General features: G+C 66.4%; 15 protein-coding genes and 1 pseudogene. 10 read left to right on the top strand and 6 right to left on the bottom strand.

Annotated features, from left to right (window positions below; translation table 11 throughout):
* Positions 1-265: pseudogene (locus ACJ2PR_RS31470) on the top strand (hypothetical protein); the annotation flags it as partial.
* A gap of 16 nt (positions 266-281) precedes the next feature.
* Complete coding sequence (locus ACJ2PR_RS31465) at positions 282-806, top strand: nucleotide exchange factor GrpE (RefSeq protein WP_446879951.1); 525 nt, start codon at positions 282-284, stop codon at positions 804-806.
* Between the two features lie 43 nt (positions 807-849).
* Here ACJ2PR_RS31465 and mutS read toward each other — a convergent pair whose 3' ends face one another.
* Positions 850-3465, bottom strand: coding sequence for a DNA mismatch repair protein MutS (mutS, locus tag ACJ2PR_RS31460; protein WP_446879950.1), 2616 nt, complete (start codon positions 3463-3465; stop codon positions 850-852).
* 286 nt (positions 3466-3751) lie between these two features.
* Here mutS and ACJ2PR_RS31455 point away from each other — a divergent pair, with 286 nt between their 5' ends.
* Both ACJ2PR_RS31455 and ACJ2PR_RS31450 read left to right on the top strand, forming a co-directional pair.
* A complete protein-coding gene (locus tag ACJ2PR_RS31455) occupies positions 3752-4978 on the top strand; it encodes a putative DNA modification/repair radical SAM protein (protein ID WP_446879949.1) in 1227 nt (408 codons plus the stop codon).
* Positions 4978-6417 (top strand): UdgX family uracil-DNA binding protein, encoded by a 1440-nt coding sequence (locus ACJ2PR_RS31450; RefSeq protein ID WP_446879948.1) that lies wholly within the window; start codon positions 4978-4980, stop codon positions 6415-6417. Before ACJ2PR_RS31455 ends, ACJ2PR_RS31450 begins: the two co-directional genes overlap by 1 nt.
* 33 nt (positions 6418-6450) lie before the next feature.
* Here ACJ2PR_RS31450 and hslU read toward each other — a convergent pair whose 3' ends face one another.
* A complete protein-coding gene (hslU, locus tag ACJ2PR_RS31445; RefSeq protein WP_446879947.1) occupies positions 6451-7749 on the bottom strand; it encodes an ATP-dependent protease ATPase subunit HslU in 1299 nt (432 codons plus the stop codon).
* Positions 7746-8807 carry a hypothetical protein gene (locus tag ACJ2PR_RS31440; RefSeq protein ID WP_446879946.1) on the bottom strand — a complete coding sequence of 354 codons (1062 nt, stop codon included), beginning with the start codon at positions 8805-8807 and terminating at the stop codon, positions 7746-7748. Before ACJ2PR_RS31440 ends, hslU begins: the two co-directional genes overlap by 4 nt.
* 207 nt (positions 8808-9014) lie before the next feature.
* Here ACJ2PR_RS31440 and ACJ2PR_RS31435 point away from each other — a divergent pair, with 207 nt between their 5' ends.
* A complete protein-coding gene (locus tag ACJ2PR_RS31435) occupies positions 9015-9305 on the top strand; it encodes a BrnA antitoxin family protein (RefSeq protein ID WP_446879945.1) in 291 nt (96 codons plus the stop codon).
* Here ACJ2PR_RS31435 and hslV read toward each other — a convergent pair.
* Positions 9296-9859, bottom strand: a complete 564-nt coding sequence (gene hslV / locus ACJ2PR_RS31430) for an ATP-dependent protease subunit HslV (RefSeq protein ID WP_446879944.1) — start codon at positions 9857-9859, stop codon at positions 9296-9298. The two genes, ACJ2PR_RS31435 and hslV, sit on opposite strands and share 10 nt — an antisense overlap.
* 97 nt (positions 9860-9956) lie before the next feature.
* Positions 9957-10226, bottom strand: a complete 270-nt coding sequence (gene rpsO / locus ACJ2PR_RS31425; RefSeq protein WP_446879943.1) for a 30S ribosomal protein S15 — start codon at positions 10224-10226, stop codon at positions 9957-9959.
* A gap of 307 nt (positions 10227-10533) precedes the next feature.
* On the opposite strand from rpsO, the gene ACJ2PR_RS31420 reads away from it, so the two are divergent.
* On the top strand, positions 10534-11547 hold the full coding sequence (locus ACJ2PR_RS31420; protein WP_446879942.1) for a calcium-binding protein: 1014 nt from the start codon (positions 10534-10536) through the stop codon (positions 11545-11547).
* Here ACJ2PR_RS31420 and ACJ2PR_RS31415 read toward each other — a convergent pair.
* Positions 11544-12062: a DUF1643 domain-containing protein gene (locus tag ACJ2PR_RS31415; protein ID WP_446879941.1), complete on the bottom strand. Its 519-nt coding sequence runs from the start codon at positions 12060-12062 to the stop codon at positions 11544-11546. The two genes, ACJ2PR_RS31420 and ACJ2PR_RS31415, sit on opposite strands and share 4 nt — an antisense overlap.
* A gap of 241 nt (positions 12063-12303) precedes the next feature.
* Between ACJ2PR_RS31415 and ACJ2PR_RS31410 the strand changes: the two genes are divergently transcribed.
* The 4 genes from ACJ2PR_RS31410 to queG all read left to right on the top strand — a co-directional run.
* Complete coding sequence (locus ACJ2PR_RS31410) at positions 12304-12828, top strand: DUF1269 domain-containing protein (protein ID WP_446879940.1); 525 nt, start codon at positions 12304-12306, stop codon at positions 12826-12828.
* A 48-nt stretch (positions 12829-12876) separates the two neighbouring features.
* A complete protein-coding gene (gene mtgA, locus ACJ2PR_RS31405) occupies positions 12877-13656 on the top strand; it encodes a monofunctional biosynthetic peptidoglycan transglycosylase (RefSeq protein WP_446879939.1) in 780 nt (259 codons plus the stop codon).
* Between the two features lie 52 nt (positions 13657-13708).
* Positions 13709-14386: an FtsZ-binding protein FzlA gene (gene fzlA, locus ACJ2PR_RS31400; RefSeq protein ID WP_446879938.1), complete on the top strand. Its 678-nt coding sequence runs from the start codon at positions 13709-13711 to the stop codon at positions 14384-14386.
* A 55-nt stretch (positions 14387-14441) separates the two neighbouring features.
* Positions 14442-15379: tRNA epoxyqueuosine(34) reductase QueG (gene queG, locus ACJ2PR_RS31395; protein ID WP_446879937.1), on the top strand; the 938-nt coding region annotated here is incomplete at its 3' end.

Genomic DNA, 15379 nt, shown 5'->3' with positions numbered 1-15379 from the left:
GGAACGCAAGCGGGACATCGCCGAATTCCTGAACCTGACCGAGGCGGGCGAAGGCGTGCGCATTTTTATCGGTTCAGAAAACAAGCTTTTCTCACTTTCCGGTTCAAGTCTGGTGGTTTCTCCCTATATGAACGCGGATCGGAAGATCATCGGCGCGGTGGGCGTCATCGGACCGACCCGGCTGAACTATGGCCGGATCGTTCCGATCGTCGATTACACCGCCCAGCTGGTGGGCCGCCTGGTCAGTGACCGCGGCAAGAGCTGAAGAAGGACGAAGCGAGATGTCGCAGGAAGAACCCACCGCCGCTCAGGTGGAGCTGGAAGAGTTTGAACCGCAAGTGGATGAGCTGGAGGCCCTGAAGGCCGAGCGCGACGAGCTGCGCGACAAGTTCATGCGGGTGCTGGCGGATGCCGAGAACAGCCGCAAGCGGGCGGAGCGGGACCGGAAAGAGGCCGAGATGTACGGCGGGACGCGGCTGGCGCGGGACCTCTTGCCGGTCTACGACAACTTGAACCGTGCGATTCAGGCGATCCCGGAGGAGAGCCGCGCGGCCTCGGCAGCGCTGATCGAGGGGGTCGAGCTGACCCTGCGCGAGCTGACCAACGTTATGACGAAGCATGGGATCACGATGATCTCGCCCGCCGTCGGGGACCAGTTCGACCCGCAACTGCATCAGGCGATGTTCGAGGCGCCTTTGCCGGGAACGAAAGCGGGGCAGATCATCCAGGTGGCGACGGAGGGGTTCCTGCTGCACGACCGGCTGTTGCGCCCGGCGCAGGTTGGGGTGTCGTCGAATGTATCGTAGGGTGCGCTACAGCGCACCTTCGGACGGTGCGCTGTAGCGCACCCTACGATAATCCCTTGATTTCGTAGATAAGCTTCAAGGCCTCCATAGGCGTAAGCTCATCCGGGTGGATGTCCTTCAGCCGTTCCTCGACCGCTGAGACCCTGTGCTTTTGTGGCAGGGGCGCGGGTGAGGCGGCTCGGAAGAGGGGAAGGTCGTCGATCAGGGTGGCCTGCTTGCCGCCCTCTCGATCGCCCTTCTCCAGCGCGTCGAGGACGACCTTGGCGCGTTCGATGACGGAGGCGGGCAGGCCCGCCAGACGCGCGACCTGCACGCCGTAGCTGCGGTCGGCGGCGCCTTCGCGGACTTCGTGCAGGAAGATGACCTCGCCTTCCCATTCCTTGACGGTGACGGTGGCGTTCTTCACGCCGGGAAGCTTGCCCGCGAGCGCCGTCATCTCGTGGTAATGCGTGGCAAAAAGGGCGCGGGAGCGGTTAACCTCGTGCAGGTGTTCCAGCGTTGCCCAAGCGATGGACAGGCCGTCATAGGTCGCGGTGCCCCGACCGATTTCGTCCAGGATCACCAGCGCGCGGTCGTCGGCCTGGTTCAGGATGGCGGCGGTTTCGACCATTTCCACCATGAAGGTGGAGCGGCCCCTTGCGAGGTCGTCAGAGGCCCCGACCCGGCTGAAAAGTTGGGAGACGAGGCCGATGCGGGCCTCTGTCGCCGGGACGTGGCTGCCCGCCTGGGCGAGGAGGGCGATCAGGGCGTTCTGGCGCAGGAAGGTGGATTTGCCGGCCATGTTCGGGCCGGTCAGGAGCCAGATCGCGGGGGTGTCCTTGTCGGTGAGCGCGCAGTCGTTGGCGACGAAGGGCTGGCCGTCGCGTCTTAGGGCGCGTTCGACGACGGGGTGGCGGCCGGCGGCGATCTGGAAGGCGCGGCTGTCATCGACTTCCGGGCAGCACCAGCCTTCCTCGGTCGAAAGATCGGCGAAGGCGGCGGCGAGGTCGATCTCGGCCAGGGCGCGGGCGGCTTGGGCGATGGGGGCGGAGTGGGCGAGGATTTCGGCCTTGAGGGCCGTGTAGTGGCGCCTTTCGATTTCCAGGGCGTGGTTGGCGGAGTTGAGGATGCGGGTTTCGAGGTCGGAGAGCGCGAGCGTGGTGAAGCGGACCTGTCCGGCGGTGGTCTGGCGGTGGATGAACAGTTCCGGCATCGCGCGCATGCGGTCTTCGTGGGTGGTCGTCGTCTCGATGAAGTAGCCCAGCACGTTGTTGTGCTTGATTTTCAGGGATTGGATGCCGGTCGCTTCGATGTAGTCAGCCTGCATCCGGGCGATGACGCTGCGGCCTTCGTCCCTGAGGGCCCGGGTGTCGTCGAGTTCGGGGTCGTAGCCGGGGGCGATGTAACCGCCGTCGCGGGTGAGGAGCGGGGGTTCGGAGACGAGGGCGCGGGTGAGGTGGGCGACGAGAGCGCCGTGGCCGACAAGGGCTTGCGCGGCATCGGTCAGGAGTTGAGGGGCGTCGGTCAGGAGTTGGGCGATGCGGGTCGCCTGTTCGAGACCCGCGCGGATGGCGGCCATGTCGCGGGGGCCGTCGCGGTCGAGGGCGAGGCGGGAGAGGGCGCGGTCGATGTCGGGGACGCGGCGGAGGGCTTCGCGGAGTTGGTCGCGGAGGGAGGGGATTTCGAGGAGATGGTCGAGGGCGGCTTGCCTTGCGTGAATGGTGTGGAGGTCGAGCGAGGGGGAGGAGAGGCGGCGTTCGAGAAGGCGCGCGCCGCCGGCGGTGACGGTGCGGTCGATCGCGGCGAGGAGGGAGCCTTCGCGGCCGCCGGACAGGGCTTGCGTGAGTTCAAGGTTGCGGCGAGTTGCAGCGTCGATCTGCATCGTGCCGCCTGCGGGCTCCTTCACGGGGGGCCGCAGGAGCGGCATCTTTCCGCGCTGGGTGAGGTGCAGGTAGTCGACGAGGGCGCCCATCGCGGAGATCTCGGCGCGGTCGAAACTGCCGAAGGCGTCGAGGGAGGCGACGTGGAAGAGGTCGCAGAGGCGTTTTTCCGAGTTCGTCGAGTCGAAGCTGCCGCGGCTGAGGGGGGTGATGGAGAGGCCGTCGAGGAGGGGGGCGATGTCACGCTCGCGGGCTTCCGAGAGGAGAAGCTCGCGGGGGGCGATGCGGGCGAGGTCGGGGGGAAGGCGGGTGAGGGAGGAGGGCATCACCCGGAATTCGCCTGTGGAGATGTCGGCCCAGGCGAGGGCGGCCTGGTCGCGGACCTCGGCGAAGGCGGCGAGGAAGTTGTGGCGGCGGGCTTCGAGGAGGGAATCCTCGGTCAGCGTGCCTGGGGTGACGAGGCGGACGACGTCGCGTTTCACGACCGATTTGGAGCCGCGCTTCTTCGCCTCGGCTGGGTCTTCCAGCTGTTCGGCGATGGCGACGCGGAAGCCCTTGCGGATCAGGGTGAGGAGGTAGCCCTCGGCGGAGTGGACCGGGACGCCGCACATGGCGATGGGTTCGCCGAGGTGGAAGCCACGCTTCGTCAGGGCGATGTCGAGGGCGGCGGCGGCGGCCACCGCGTCGTCGAAGAACATCTCGTAGAAGTCGCCCATCCGGTAGAAGAGGAGGGCGCCGGGGTTCTGGGCCTTGATCTCCAGATATTGCGCCATCATCGGCGTGACGGTGTCTTCGGTCACTGCGGTCCCCCTTCGGTGGGGGGAGAGTATCGGGTGGGGGGTCGCCGGGGAAGGGGGTGCGCCACGCGCGGCGCATAACCTGGAGCGCGTGATTTCAATGGGTTAGGTTTGGTCATTCAGAAATCTTTAACTTTGCGCGATAGCGCGGGCGCTGCATGGTCGGCGGTTTTGCGGGTTGTCCGAGGGCCTGGGCGACGCCTCACGCAACCTGACAACTGCGTGTGCTGGAAGCACTGTTGCCGCCGGTCCCCTGTTCAAGGGCGAAGCCGGAACGTATAGTGAACAGATGGTCAAGCGCACATTGACAGAGAAGCTGGAGATTCTGGCGGACGCCGCCAAGTATGACGCGTCCTGTGCCTCCTCTGGTGGCGAGAAGCGAAGCTCATCCGACGGGATGGGGCTGGGGTCTTCGGGCGGCGCGGGCATTTGCCATGCCTATGCGCCGGATGGCCGCTGCATTTCGCTGCTGAAGATCCTGATGACCAATTTCTGCATCTATGACTGCGTCTACTGCGTCAATCGCGTGTCGTCGCGGGTGGAACGCGCGCGGTTCACGGTGGACGAGGTGGTGAAGCTGACCATCGAGTTCTACCGCCGCAACTACATCGAAGGGCTGTTCCTGTCCTCTGGCATCGTGAAATCGCCGGATGACACCATGGCCGACATGGTGCGGATTGCCCGCACCCTGCGCGAGCAGGAGAATTTTCGTGGCTATATCCATCTGAAGACCATTCCCGACGCCGCGCCGGAGCTGATCGCCGAGGCCGGGCGCTGGGCGGACCGGCTGTCGGTGAACGTCGAGCTTCCGACCGAGCCGGCGCTGGCGGCGCTGGCGCCCGAGAAATCGGCGCAGACTATCCGCAAGGCGATGGCCGACGTCCGCAGCCGCCGCGAGGCCGCGCGGGAGCCCAGTCACAAGGGGCGGCGCCCGACGCGGTTCGCGCCGGCCGGGCAGTCGACCCAGATGATCGTCGGCGCGGACGCGGCCACCGACGGGCAGATCCTGTCCACCGCATCGCAGCTTTATTCGTCATACAAGCTGGGCCGGGTCTACTATTCCGCCTTTTCGCCCATCCCGGATTCGTCGAAGCTTCTGCCGCTGATCCGGCCGCCTTTGGTGCGGGAGCATCGGCTTTACCAGGCCGACTGGCTGATGCGGTTCTACGAGTTCCAGCCAAGCGAGATCGTGACCGAGGGCGGGATGCTGGACCTGGAGGTTGACCCCAAGACCGCCTGGGCGCTGGCGCATCGGGAGAGCTTTCCTGTTGACGTGAATCGCGCCCCGCGCGAGGCGCTGCTGCGGGTTCCGGGGTTCGGGTCGAAGTCCGTGGCCCGCATCCTGGAGGCGCGCAGGCATCGCGCCTTGCGCTACGAGGATCTGACACGGCTTGGCTGCGTTCTGCGCAACGCACGGCCCTTCATCCAGCTGCCGGGCTGGACCCCGCGGCAGCTGGATGACGCCAACCTGCGCGCCCAGTTCGCGCCCCGCGCCGAGCAGCTTTCGCTGTTCTGATGCGGACGCTTGTCCTGCCCCGGATCGGCACGGTCACCGCCTGGCGCGATCAGGCCAGGGCCTTGGCCCGGCAGGGTGTTCCGGCCGAGCGGGTGCGCTGGCAGCTTGCAGGCGACGGGACGGCTGACCTTTTCGCCGATGCTCCCTTGGCCCATGCGACGGGCCGTGACCTGAAATTGACGCGGGGTGCGATCGAGACCCTGGAAACCGCGCTGTGCCATCGCGATCCCGAACGCTTTGTGCGGGCCTATGATGTTGTGCTGCGGCTTGCGGACGGCAGCCTGCGCTGGGGCGACCGTTCGGACCCCGCGATGCATCGGCTGATGATGCAGGAAAAGGCCGTGCGTCGCGACATTCACAAGATGCACGCCTTTGTCCGGTTCCGCGAGGTCGGCGACCCTGCAGCGACCCGGAGGGCGTTCGCCGCCTGGTTCGAGCCGGACCACCACATCGTCGAGGCCGCCGCGCCGTTCTTTGCCCGTCGCTTTGGCGACATGGACTGGATCATCGCCACGCCGGAACTGACCGCCACGTTCGAGGCGGGAAGTCTGTCGTTTGCGGAGACGCAGGCCGAAAGCCGCCCGCCGCCCGATGCGACCGAGGACCTGTGGCGGACCTATTTCGCCAGCATCTTCAATCCGGCGCGGCTGATGGTCTCGGCCATGACATCGGAGATGCCGCGGAAATACTGGAAGAACCTGCCCGAGGCGGCGCTGATCCCCGAACTGATCCGAAGCGCGCCCGCCCGAGCCCGGGCCATGCAGGACGCGGCGCCGACGATGCCGTTGCCGCATGTCGAGCGCTTGCGCCCGCAGCGCCCGCAGCCGGACAGCGAGGGGTTGACGCTGGCGACGATGAAACCCGCGCTGGACGCCTGTCGGCGCTGCCCGATCGGCGGCTGTGCCACGCAAGCGGTCGCGGGCGAAGGCCCGGCGGACGCTCCGCTGATGATCGTGGGCGAACAGCCGGGCGATGCCGAGGACCTGGCCGGTCGGCCCTTCGTCGGTCCGGCGGGCAGGCTGTTCGACCAGTGTGCCGGCACCGCGGGGCTGGACCGGAGCGCGGCCTATGTCACCAATGCGGTCAAGCACTTCAAGTTTCAGCCGCGCGGCAAGAAACGGCTGCACCAGCGACCGACGACCGACGAGATTTCGCAGTGCCGCTGGTGGCTTGACCTGGAGCGGCAGCTGCTGCGCCCGAAGCTGATCCTGGCCTTGGGGGCGACGGCGGCGGAAGCGTTGACCGGGAGCGGGGCCAACCTGCTTAAGCGCTGCGGGGGTGTGGAGCGCGGTCTGGACGGCGCGCCGGTGCTGGTGTCGCTGCATCCGGCGCATGTCCTGCGGCTTCCCGACGCGGACGCGCGGAGAGAGGCGGAACGCGTGTTGACCCGCGACCTGGGGCTGGCACTGGACATGGCCGGTTTGCAGCGCGCCGGGTAGTGCGGGGCCGGCGGAGCCGGGGCAAGCCCCGACCTACAGCACGTAGCGCGAGATGTCGGCAGAGCGGGCGAGGGCGCCGAGGTTGGTCTCAACAAAGGCTGCGTCCACGGTGACGGATTGGCCGGAACGGTCGGGGGCGTGGAAGCTGAGTTCCTCGAAGACCCGCTCCATCACCGTGTAAAGACGGCGGGCGCCGATGTTTTCGACGGAGCGGTTCACCTCGGCGGCGATGCGGGCCAGGGCGGCGATGCCGTCGGGGGTGAAGGTGACGGTTACCTCTTCGGTCGCCATCAGGGCGGTGTACTGGCGGGTGAGGGCGTTGTCGGTGTCGGTCAGGATCGAGACGAAATCTTCCTCGGTCAGGGGGGCGAGTTCGACGCGGATCGGTAGGCGGCCCTGGAGTTCGGGGAGGAGGTCCGAGGGTTTTGCGATGTGGAAGGCCCCGGAAGCGATGAAGAGGATGTGGTCGGTCTTCACCGGGCCGTGCTTGGTGCTGACGGTGGTGCCTTCGATCAGGGGGAGAAGGTCGCGCTGGACACCCTCGCGGCTGACATCGGCGCCCCGGGCGTCGGACCGGGCGCAGATCTTGTCGATCTCGTCCAGGAAGACGATGCCGTTTTCCTGCACGGCCTCCATCGCTGCGGCGCGGACGGCTTCGTCGTCGAGAAGCTTGTCGGCTTCCTGACCGATCAGGATGTCGTAGCTTTGGGCGACGGTCATCCGCTTGCGGGTCGAGCGGCCGCCGAAGGCCTTGAACAGGTCCTGCAACCCCTGCATCTGCTGCTCCATGCCGGGCATCCCGAAGCCGAGCGGCATGGCGGGTGCGACGTCGGCGACGTCGATCTCGATCATCGTGTCGTCCAGCTCGCCGCGCTTCAGCTTGCCGCGGAACATCTCGCGCGTTTGCTCGCGGGCGTCCTTGCCGGCGAGGGCTTCGAGGACGCGATCCTCGGCGGCTTTGTGGGCGCGGGCCTTGACCTCTTCCCGCATCGCGGCGCGGGTGTCGGCGATGGCGACATCGACAAGATCGCGCACGATGGAATCCACGTCGCGGCCGACGTAGCCGACTTCGGTGAACTTGGTGGCCTCGACCTTCAGGAACGGCGCCTTGGCCAGCTTGGCCAGGCGGCGGGAGATCTCGGTCTTGCCGACGCCGGTGGGGCCGATCATCAGGATGTTCTTCGGATAGACCTCGTCCCGCAGGTCGTCGCCAAGGCGCTTGCGCCGCCAGCGGTTGCGCAGAGCGACGGCAACGGCGCGTTTGGCGTCGCGCTGGCCGATGATGAAACGGTCAAGCTCGGAGACGATTTCGCGGGGGGTGAGGTCGGTCATTCGGTGGATCCATAGGGCGGCAGGCGGGATTTGCCGGGAAAATCGGGAAGGAGGTCCATCACGCGGGCCCGCAGTTGCACCCACCAGGTGCCGATGGCGGTGATGAAGGCGCCAAGGATCAGCAGGACGACGATCCAGCTCGTGCCGCCGCCCTCGCCCGTCACCCAGGCGATGACCAAGGCGATATAGGCGATGGCGGCGGTGAGAAAGCTGCGCCGGTCGATCACCAGCGCAAGGAGGGTGATGAGGGCCAGCGCGATGGCCAGAAAGCCCATGCCGCCGCCATTCAGCAGGGTCACCGCGACGGTGTTGACGAGGGCGGGAGCGGCAAGGAGGTGGCACCAGAAGGCGGTCGCGGCGTGGCGGCCAAGGCGGTGGGGATCTCGGGTGTCGAACCACATGCCGGTCAGGAAGGCGCCAATGCCGAAAAGGAGCGTGGCACTGGCAAAGGCGGGGCTTCTGCCAAGATCGAACAGCGCAGAGAAACCGCTGGTCGCACCGCCCAGCGCGTAGAGCGTCGCATTGGAGACCATGACCGAATAGACGAGGCCAAGCACGAACAAGCCCGTCAGAAAGGCGGCGAACGGCAGCCGGAAGCGGCGATACCACAGCATCATCGCCAGCGCGGCCAGAAGGAACGCGCCGATCCCGTCATTCTGGTTCACCGCCGCGCCTTGCCCAAGAACGGTAAAGGCAAAGATCAGGATGCCGACGCCGTAGGCGGTGGCAAGCACCATCGAGGGCAGGGTCATCCGGCGCCTCAGCGTGAAGTATCCGGCCCACCACCAGGCGATGCCAGCGGTGGCAAGCGGCACGAGCGTCAGCAGGGTGAAGCCGCCAATCACGGTGAGAAGCGCCGTCGCCCCAGTCAAGAGGATGATCAGGCCGATGGAGATGAAGATCTCGGAGAAGCCGCGGAAGAACTCGAACGGCTCGTCTTCCTGCGGCAGGGCGGCGCGCTTTCCGGCCCGGTCGTTCGCGAGGGCCTGTACCGAGGCTGCCTGCGCTTCGGTCAGAATGCCTGCGGCGACGGCAGCGCGGAGGTCTTCTGAAGTCATGCCGGCAAACCTTAAGCGGGAAACTGTCGGTGCAGAGATAAGGGGTTTGTCCGGTCAAACCAAGTGAGGTAAATTGACGGCGCGACGCGGTATCTACAATTCGTGCATGCAGAGCTACGGGGCGTATATACGAATGCGTAGCACAAGTGGTTGACTTAAAAGAAAAACGGGGCGGCGGAAAACGCTGTTGTTGAAAGGGACGAGTGAATGGACGACGAAGCTCCGAAACGGTTGAGCATCGCCGAAAAGCGGGCCTTGGCCAGCCCGCTGGTGCTGACACCCACCGAACAGGTCCGCGAACTGCAGGTCGAGGCGCTGCGGACCGAAGGCTGGGCGGATGCCGAGCTGCCGGAGCAGTCGCGCAAGAAGCTGATCTCGCTGCGGGTGGACCCCGAGGTGATCGAATTCTTCAAGGCGCAGGGTCCGGGGTATCAGACACGGATGAACGCGGTGCTGACGGCCTACATGCAGGTGAAGAAGGAGATGGGTCAGGCCTGAGGCCTGATCCGTTCCACTGTCAGGTTGCCGTTGGTGTAGACGCAGATGTCGGCGGCGATGGCCATGGCCTGGCGGGCGATCTCCTCGGCGCCGAGGTCTGTCGCCATCAGACCACGGGCCGCGGCGAGGGCGAAGTTGCCGCCGGAGCCGATGGCGGCGACATCGTGTTCGGGTTCCAGCACGTCCCCCGCGCCGGTGATGACGTAAAGCGCGGTGCCATCGGTGACGATCAGCATGGCTTCGAGGTTGCGCAGGTACTTGTCCATGCGCCAGTCCTTCGCAAGGTCGACGCAAGCGCGGGCGAGCTGGCCGGGGGCGGCCTCCAGCTTCTTTTCAAGGCGCTCCAGCAGAGTGAAGGCGTCGGCCGTGGAGCCCGCGAAGCCGCAGACCACGTCGTGGCCCCCGGGGGAGAGGCGCCGGACCTTGCGGGCGGTGCCCTTGATCACGGTCTGGCCCAGCGAGACCTGGCCGTCACCCGCGACGACGACCTCTCCACCGCGGCGGACCGCGAGGATGGTGGTGCCGTGCCAGCCGGGGAAGGTGTCGTCAGCCATGATGCCCTCTTGTTTGCGTTGATATAGGCCTTCGGGCCCGGCAATGCAAAACGCCCGCACCTTGCGGCACGGGCGTTCGCGAAACCTTGGGCCGGACTTAGCGGCGCAGGCCGAGGCGGGTGATCAGCGAGGAATACCGCGCTTCGTCGGTCTTTTTCAGGTAGTCCAGCAGCTTGCGGCGCTGGGCGACAAGCATCAGCAGGCCACGACGCGAGTGGTTGTCGTTCTTGTGGCTCTTGAAGTGCTCGGTCAGGGTGGCGATCCGCGAGGACAGGATGGCAACCTGGACTTCGGGCGAACCGGTGTCGCCTTCTTTGGTCGCGTAGTCCTTGATGACGCGGGCTTTTTCTTCAACGGTGATCGACATCGGGGTCTCCTTGGCTGAAGGTGATGGCGCAAGCCGGGATGTCGTCCAGCAAGGCCCTTGGAGGGTCCGCCGTCCGGGCGGATGCGGGCGTATAGGCGGATTCGGCCAGCAAGGGAAGTGGAATCGGCGGCGAAGGGCACCAGTTGTTAACCCTGCGCGCAGATTCCGGACCCAGCCCCGTGATCGCGGCTTTGGACCGCGGTCCATCCATGCTAGCTTCCAGGGAAGATTCCTTGTGTTAACATAAGGTTAACCGAGATCGGGCTGGGTCACCCGCAGTTGGCCCGTGTAGGACAGAGGTACCAGTATGCTTGCCTTGCTTGGTCTGTTTGGCGTGATGATGGCCGGTCTGGCGGCCGACGCGCTGATGTCGAACAAGGGCGATGATCCGCAGGAAGACGAAGTCCCTGCGCCCGAGGATGACGAACCGTCGCTTTCCGATGGCAACCTGCTGGACGATCTGCCCGGTGATCCGACCATTCCCACATCGGATGATCTGGAGACACCGGCGGACCAGGCGGTCCACTGGAAAGGCACCACCGATGCGGACCTGCTGGACGGCTGGGGCGGCAATGACGAGATCGACGGCGATGACGGCAGCGACCTTATCAACGCGCGTGGCGGGGATGACAGCATCGACGCCGGCGAAGGTAATGACGTGGCCTGGTCCGGCGAGGGTGATGACAGCGTCTGGGCGGATGCCGGACAGGACAGCGTCTATGCCGATCAGGGCAACGACCTGGTCTATGGCGGCGACGGCAACGACACCCTGGCCGGGTGCGAGGGTGACGACAGCCTTGTAGGCGGTGCCGGGAAAGATGCGGTGCTGGGCGGTCAGGGCAATGACCGGCTGGAGGGCGAGGCGGACGACGACTGGCTTTGGGGTGGCGATGGCAACGACTTCCTGTCGGGCGGCACCGGCTCGGACGATCTGGACGGCGGCCGGGGCGACGACACGCTTTGGGCCGCGGAGAACGAGGGCAGGCAACAGGCGGACTTCGTCAACGGCGGCGAGGGCGATGACCATCTTATCCTGGGCGCGGGCGACACCGCGACCGGCGGCGACGGCGCCGATGACTTCGTGCTGCAGGACTGGCTGAACGAAAGCTCGGTCACCCATATCACGGATTACAATCCCGGCGTCGATCAGCTGGTCATCGTCTATGATTCCGCTGTCCATCCCGATCCGGTCCTGACGGTTGAGCCGAACAGCGACGGATTGGGCCAGTCGGTCTTTATCGACGGATCGAAGGTGGCGGTGGTCGATGGCGCGAAGTTCGCGGCAGGCGATGTCAAGCTGGTCGCCGCGGAAGAGTTCTAGCTCTGATCCGGGACCTGCCACAGGTCGGGCTGCGTGTCATAGCCGACATACAGTGGGTGGCGTGGCTGGCCCTGGCCCGTAAGCCCGAGGTGGAACAGCGACGCGCCCGTCGACCGCAAGAGTCCGGCGACGCGGGCGCCGCGGTTCAGATGCAGGCCGTGATTGCCCCAGGCGCAGATGACGCGGTCAGCCCAGGCGACGCTGTCGAGGATCGCCGCGTCATTCTCGGGGCCGACCGGATCCGCCGCGGCGCGCATCACCTTGGGATCGGTCGCGCGGAAGGCGAAGATGTTGGTGACCCGGAACGCGCCGAACCCCAGGCTGCGCGCGCGCCGTTCACACCTTTCGACCGTGGGGTCGTTCTGCACCTCGGTCGCGGTCGACGGGTTCAGCATGACAAACAGCGCCTTCGGCCCGCTGCCCCAGGTCCGGGTGAGGAGGTAGCGATACCTTTCGCAATCGGAATAGACGGCCACCGATGCCGCATCGCCCTTGGTGAACCCGCGTGTGATCATCCCCGCCCCGTGCCAAACCGTGCCGTCCTAAACCGCTCCGTGCCGAACCGCCCCGTGCCAAACCGGCTGCGGGCGGTATTAGGCCCGGACCCGCAGAGCGTAAAGCGGTTTGCCCGGCATGAGACGCTCCGCCGCCCAAGGAAATGCCGCAGGGCCGCGGCAGGCCTTCGATTCCGCTTGTTGGACAAATGCGGTCGCGCCTAGATAGCCGGGCAAAACAGCCTGTGAGGGAGCACGTGGCGTGTCAGATCTGATCCTGCTGTCCTACTCTTCCCCAAGCGCCGCTTTCGTGGCCGGCGAGGCCTTGGCGGTGCTGCAACAGGAAGCGGGCGTCGAGCCGGAAGATATCGTCGTGGTCACGCGCGACGCCACCGGGCGCGTGACGGTGAACCAGTCGATCGACCTAGCGACGGGACGGGCGCTGGGCGGCGGCGGTTGGGGCACCCTGATCGGGATGCTGTTCCTGGATGAACGGAAGCCGGCAGCGGCCGGAAGCGGACTTGCGGCGCAGTTTCTGGCGACCGGGATTGAGGCGTCATTCCTGCAATCCGCCGGTGCGGCGCTGACCAGAACCGGCGCTGTCGTCGGGCTTCGCGTGCGGCTTCTGGGTGCCGCGCGGGTGCTGGAGCGCGTCCGGATGCTGAAGGGGGCGCCAAAGGTTCTGACCACGCGGCTGAGCCCGGAGACGGAAGAGGCGCTTTACGACCTTCTCGCGCAAATACCCGATGCAGTGCTGAACCAGGACGCCCCGGACGGCATGTTCTAGTCGCGGTGGGGCTTGACGGCCCGCGCCGGGGCACCTCCATCTAGCAGCATGACGGAAAAAGCCGCAGACAAGCCCGCCGAAAAGACCGGACCCGCCCCGCGCAAGCGCAAGGCGAAGCCGGAGGTCCCCGCGCGCCGGTCGAAGCTGCGCATCGGCCTGAAATGGCTGGGTCGGGGTCTGGGCGCGATTGCGGGATTCTACGCCGCCCTGGTGCTGCTGTTCAGCTTCGTTCCACCGCCGATCAATCTGTATCAGCTGGGCGAGGCCTGGCGGCTGGGCGGAATCGAGAAGGACTGGGTAAGCTGGGAGGAGATCGCCCCGGTGATGGGCCGCTCGGCAGTGGCGGCCGAGGATGCGAACTTCTGCAACCACTGGGGCTTCGACATGGCGGCGATCCGGCAGGCCATCGAGGAAGGCAGCAACCGGGGTGCCAGCACCATCAGCCAGCAAGTGACGAAGAACGTCTTTCTCTGGCACGGGCGCAGCTGGGTACGGAAGGCGATGGAGGCCGTGCTGACCCCGGTGGTCGAGCTGGCCTGGTCGAAGGAGCGGATCCTGGAGGTCTATCTGAACGTGGCCGAGTTCGACGAGGGCGTCTTCGGCATCCAGGCTGCGGCGCAGCATCACTTCGGGGTGGACGCGAAGGACCTGAGCGCGCTGCAGGCGGCACGGCTGGCCGCGGTCTTGCCGGACCCGAAGGGGCGCAGCGCCTCGAAGCCGTCGAGTTTCGTGAAGAGCCGGACGCGGAGCATCATCGCGGGGGCCGAGACCATCGCGGTGGACGGTCGATCCGCCTGTTTCGAGGATGGATCGGGCGCGAGGGATTGAAATCCCGCCCCCAGCGCGGCAATGAAGGGGGAAGACCGGAGGCCGCCGCCCGATGAACCGCCCCTCGAACCGCCTGTATCATGTCCCCCTCTCGCCCTTTTGCCGCAAGGTGCGCCTGACGCTGGCGGAAAAGAAGATCGAGGTGGAGCTGGTCGAGGAGCGGTATTGGGAGCCCTCGCCCGATTTCCTGCGCCGAAACCCGGCGGGGAAGGTGCCGATCCTGAAGATGGGCAACCGGGTGATGAGCGAAAGCCAGGCGATCTGCGAATACATCGAGGAGCTGACACCCGAGCCGCCGCTGATGCCGAAGGGCGCCGACGGGCGGTACGAGGTGCGCCGGCTGTGCGCCTGGTTCGACGACAAGTTCCACAACGAGGTCACGTCGAAGCTGCTGTATGAGCGGGTGAACAAGAAGGTCACCGGCCAGGGCTATCCGGATTCGAAGAACGTGAAGCTGGGATCGACGCGGATCAAGTATCACCTGGACTACATGGCCTGGCTCTTGGACCAGCGGCGCTGGCTGGCGGGGGATGCGATGACGCTGGCCGATTTCACCGCGGCAGCGCATCTGAGCTGCCTGGACTACATCAGCGACGTGGACTGGAACCGGCATGCGGTGCTGAAGGACTGGTACGCGAAGATCAAGTCGCGGCCTTCGTTCCGGCCCTTGCTGGCGGACCAGATCTCGGGCTTTCCGCCCTCGGCGCATTATGCCGACCTGGATTTCTAGGCTCTGCCGTTGCACGGGGGCCAGCCCCCCGGACCCCCGGGATATTTGTGCAAAGATGAACGGGCTGAGGAAAGAGCAGCTTGTGTCGCGGGCCCTGGAAGAAGGGTTCGTGAAAGTCGGGGTCTGTCGGCCGGACGCGGTGCCGGAAACGGCGGGGCGGCTGCGGGCTTTTCTGGAGGCGGGGCGGCACGGGCAGATGGGCTGGATGGCCGAGCGCGAGGAGTGGCGCGGGTCGGCTGCGGCATTATGGCCCGAGGCGCGGTCTGTGATCATGCTGGCGGAGGCTTACACGCCGGAGGTGGACCCGATGGCGGGGTTGGCCGAGCGGGACCGGGGGGTGATTTCGGTCTACGCGCAGGGGAAGGATTACCACGACCTGGTGAAGCGGCGGCTGAAGCGGCTGGGGCGGTGGATGGTCGAGGCCACGGGCTGCGAGATCAAGGTGTTCGTCGATACGGCTCCGGTGATGGAGAAGCCCCTGGCCCAGGCGGCGGGGCTGGGCTGGCAGGGCAAGCACACGAACCTGCTGGGGCGAGACCTGGGGAACTGGGTGTTTCTGGGGGCGATCTTCACGACGCTGGCGCTGGAGCCGGATGCGCCGGAGGTTTCGCACTGCGGGAGTTGCACGGCCTGTCTGGACATCTGTCCGACCCGCGCTTTTCCTGCGCCGTATCAACTGGATGCGCGGCGGTGCATCTCGTACCTGACCATCGAGCACAAGGGGCCTGTAGATACGGAGCTGCGGGCGTGTATGGGCAATCGTATCTACGGCTGTGACGACTGTCTGGCGGTCTGCCCGTGGAACAAGTTCGCCGTGGCGGCGCGCGAGATCGGCTATCAGCCGAAGCACGGGTTGCCGGAGCTGGCCGAGTTGGCCGCGCTGGATGACGCCGGGTTCCGGGCGCGGTTCGCGGGATCGCCGATCAAGCGGATCGGGCGCGACAGGTTCGTGCGGAACGTGCTTTATGCGATCGGGAACTCGGGCCTGCCAGA

The organism is Phormidesmis sp. 146-33 (genome assembly GCF_052939515.1).
This window is presented reverse-complemented; position numbering and strand designations above follow the sequence as displayed.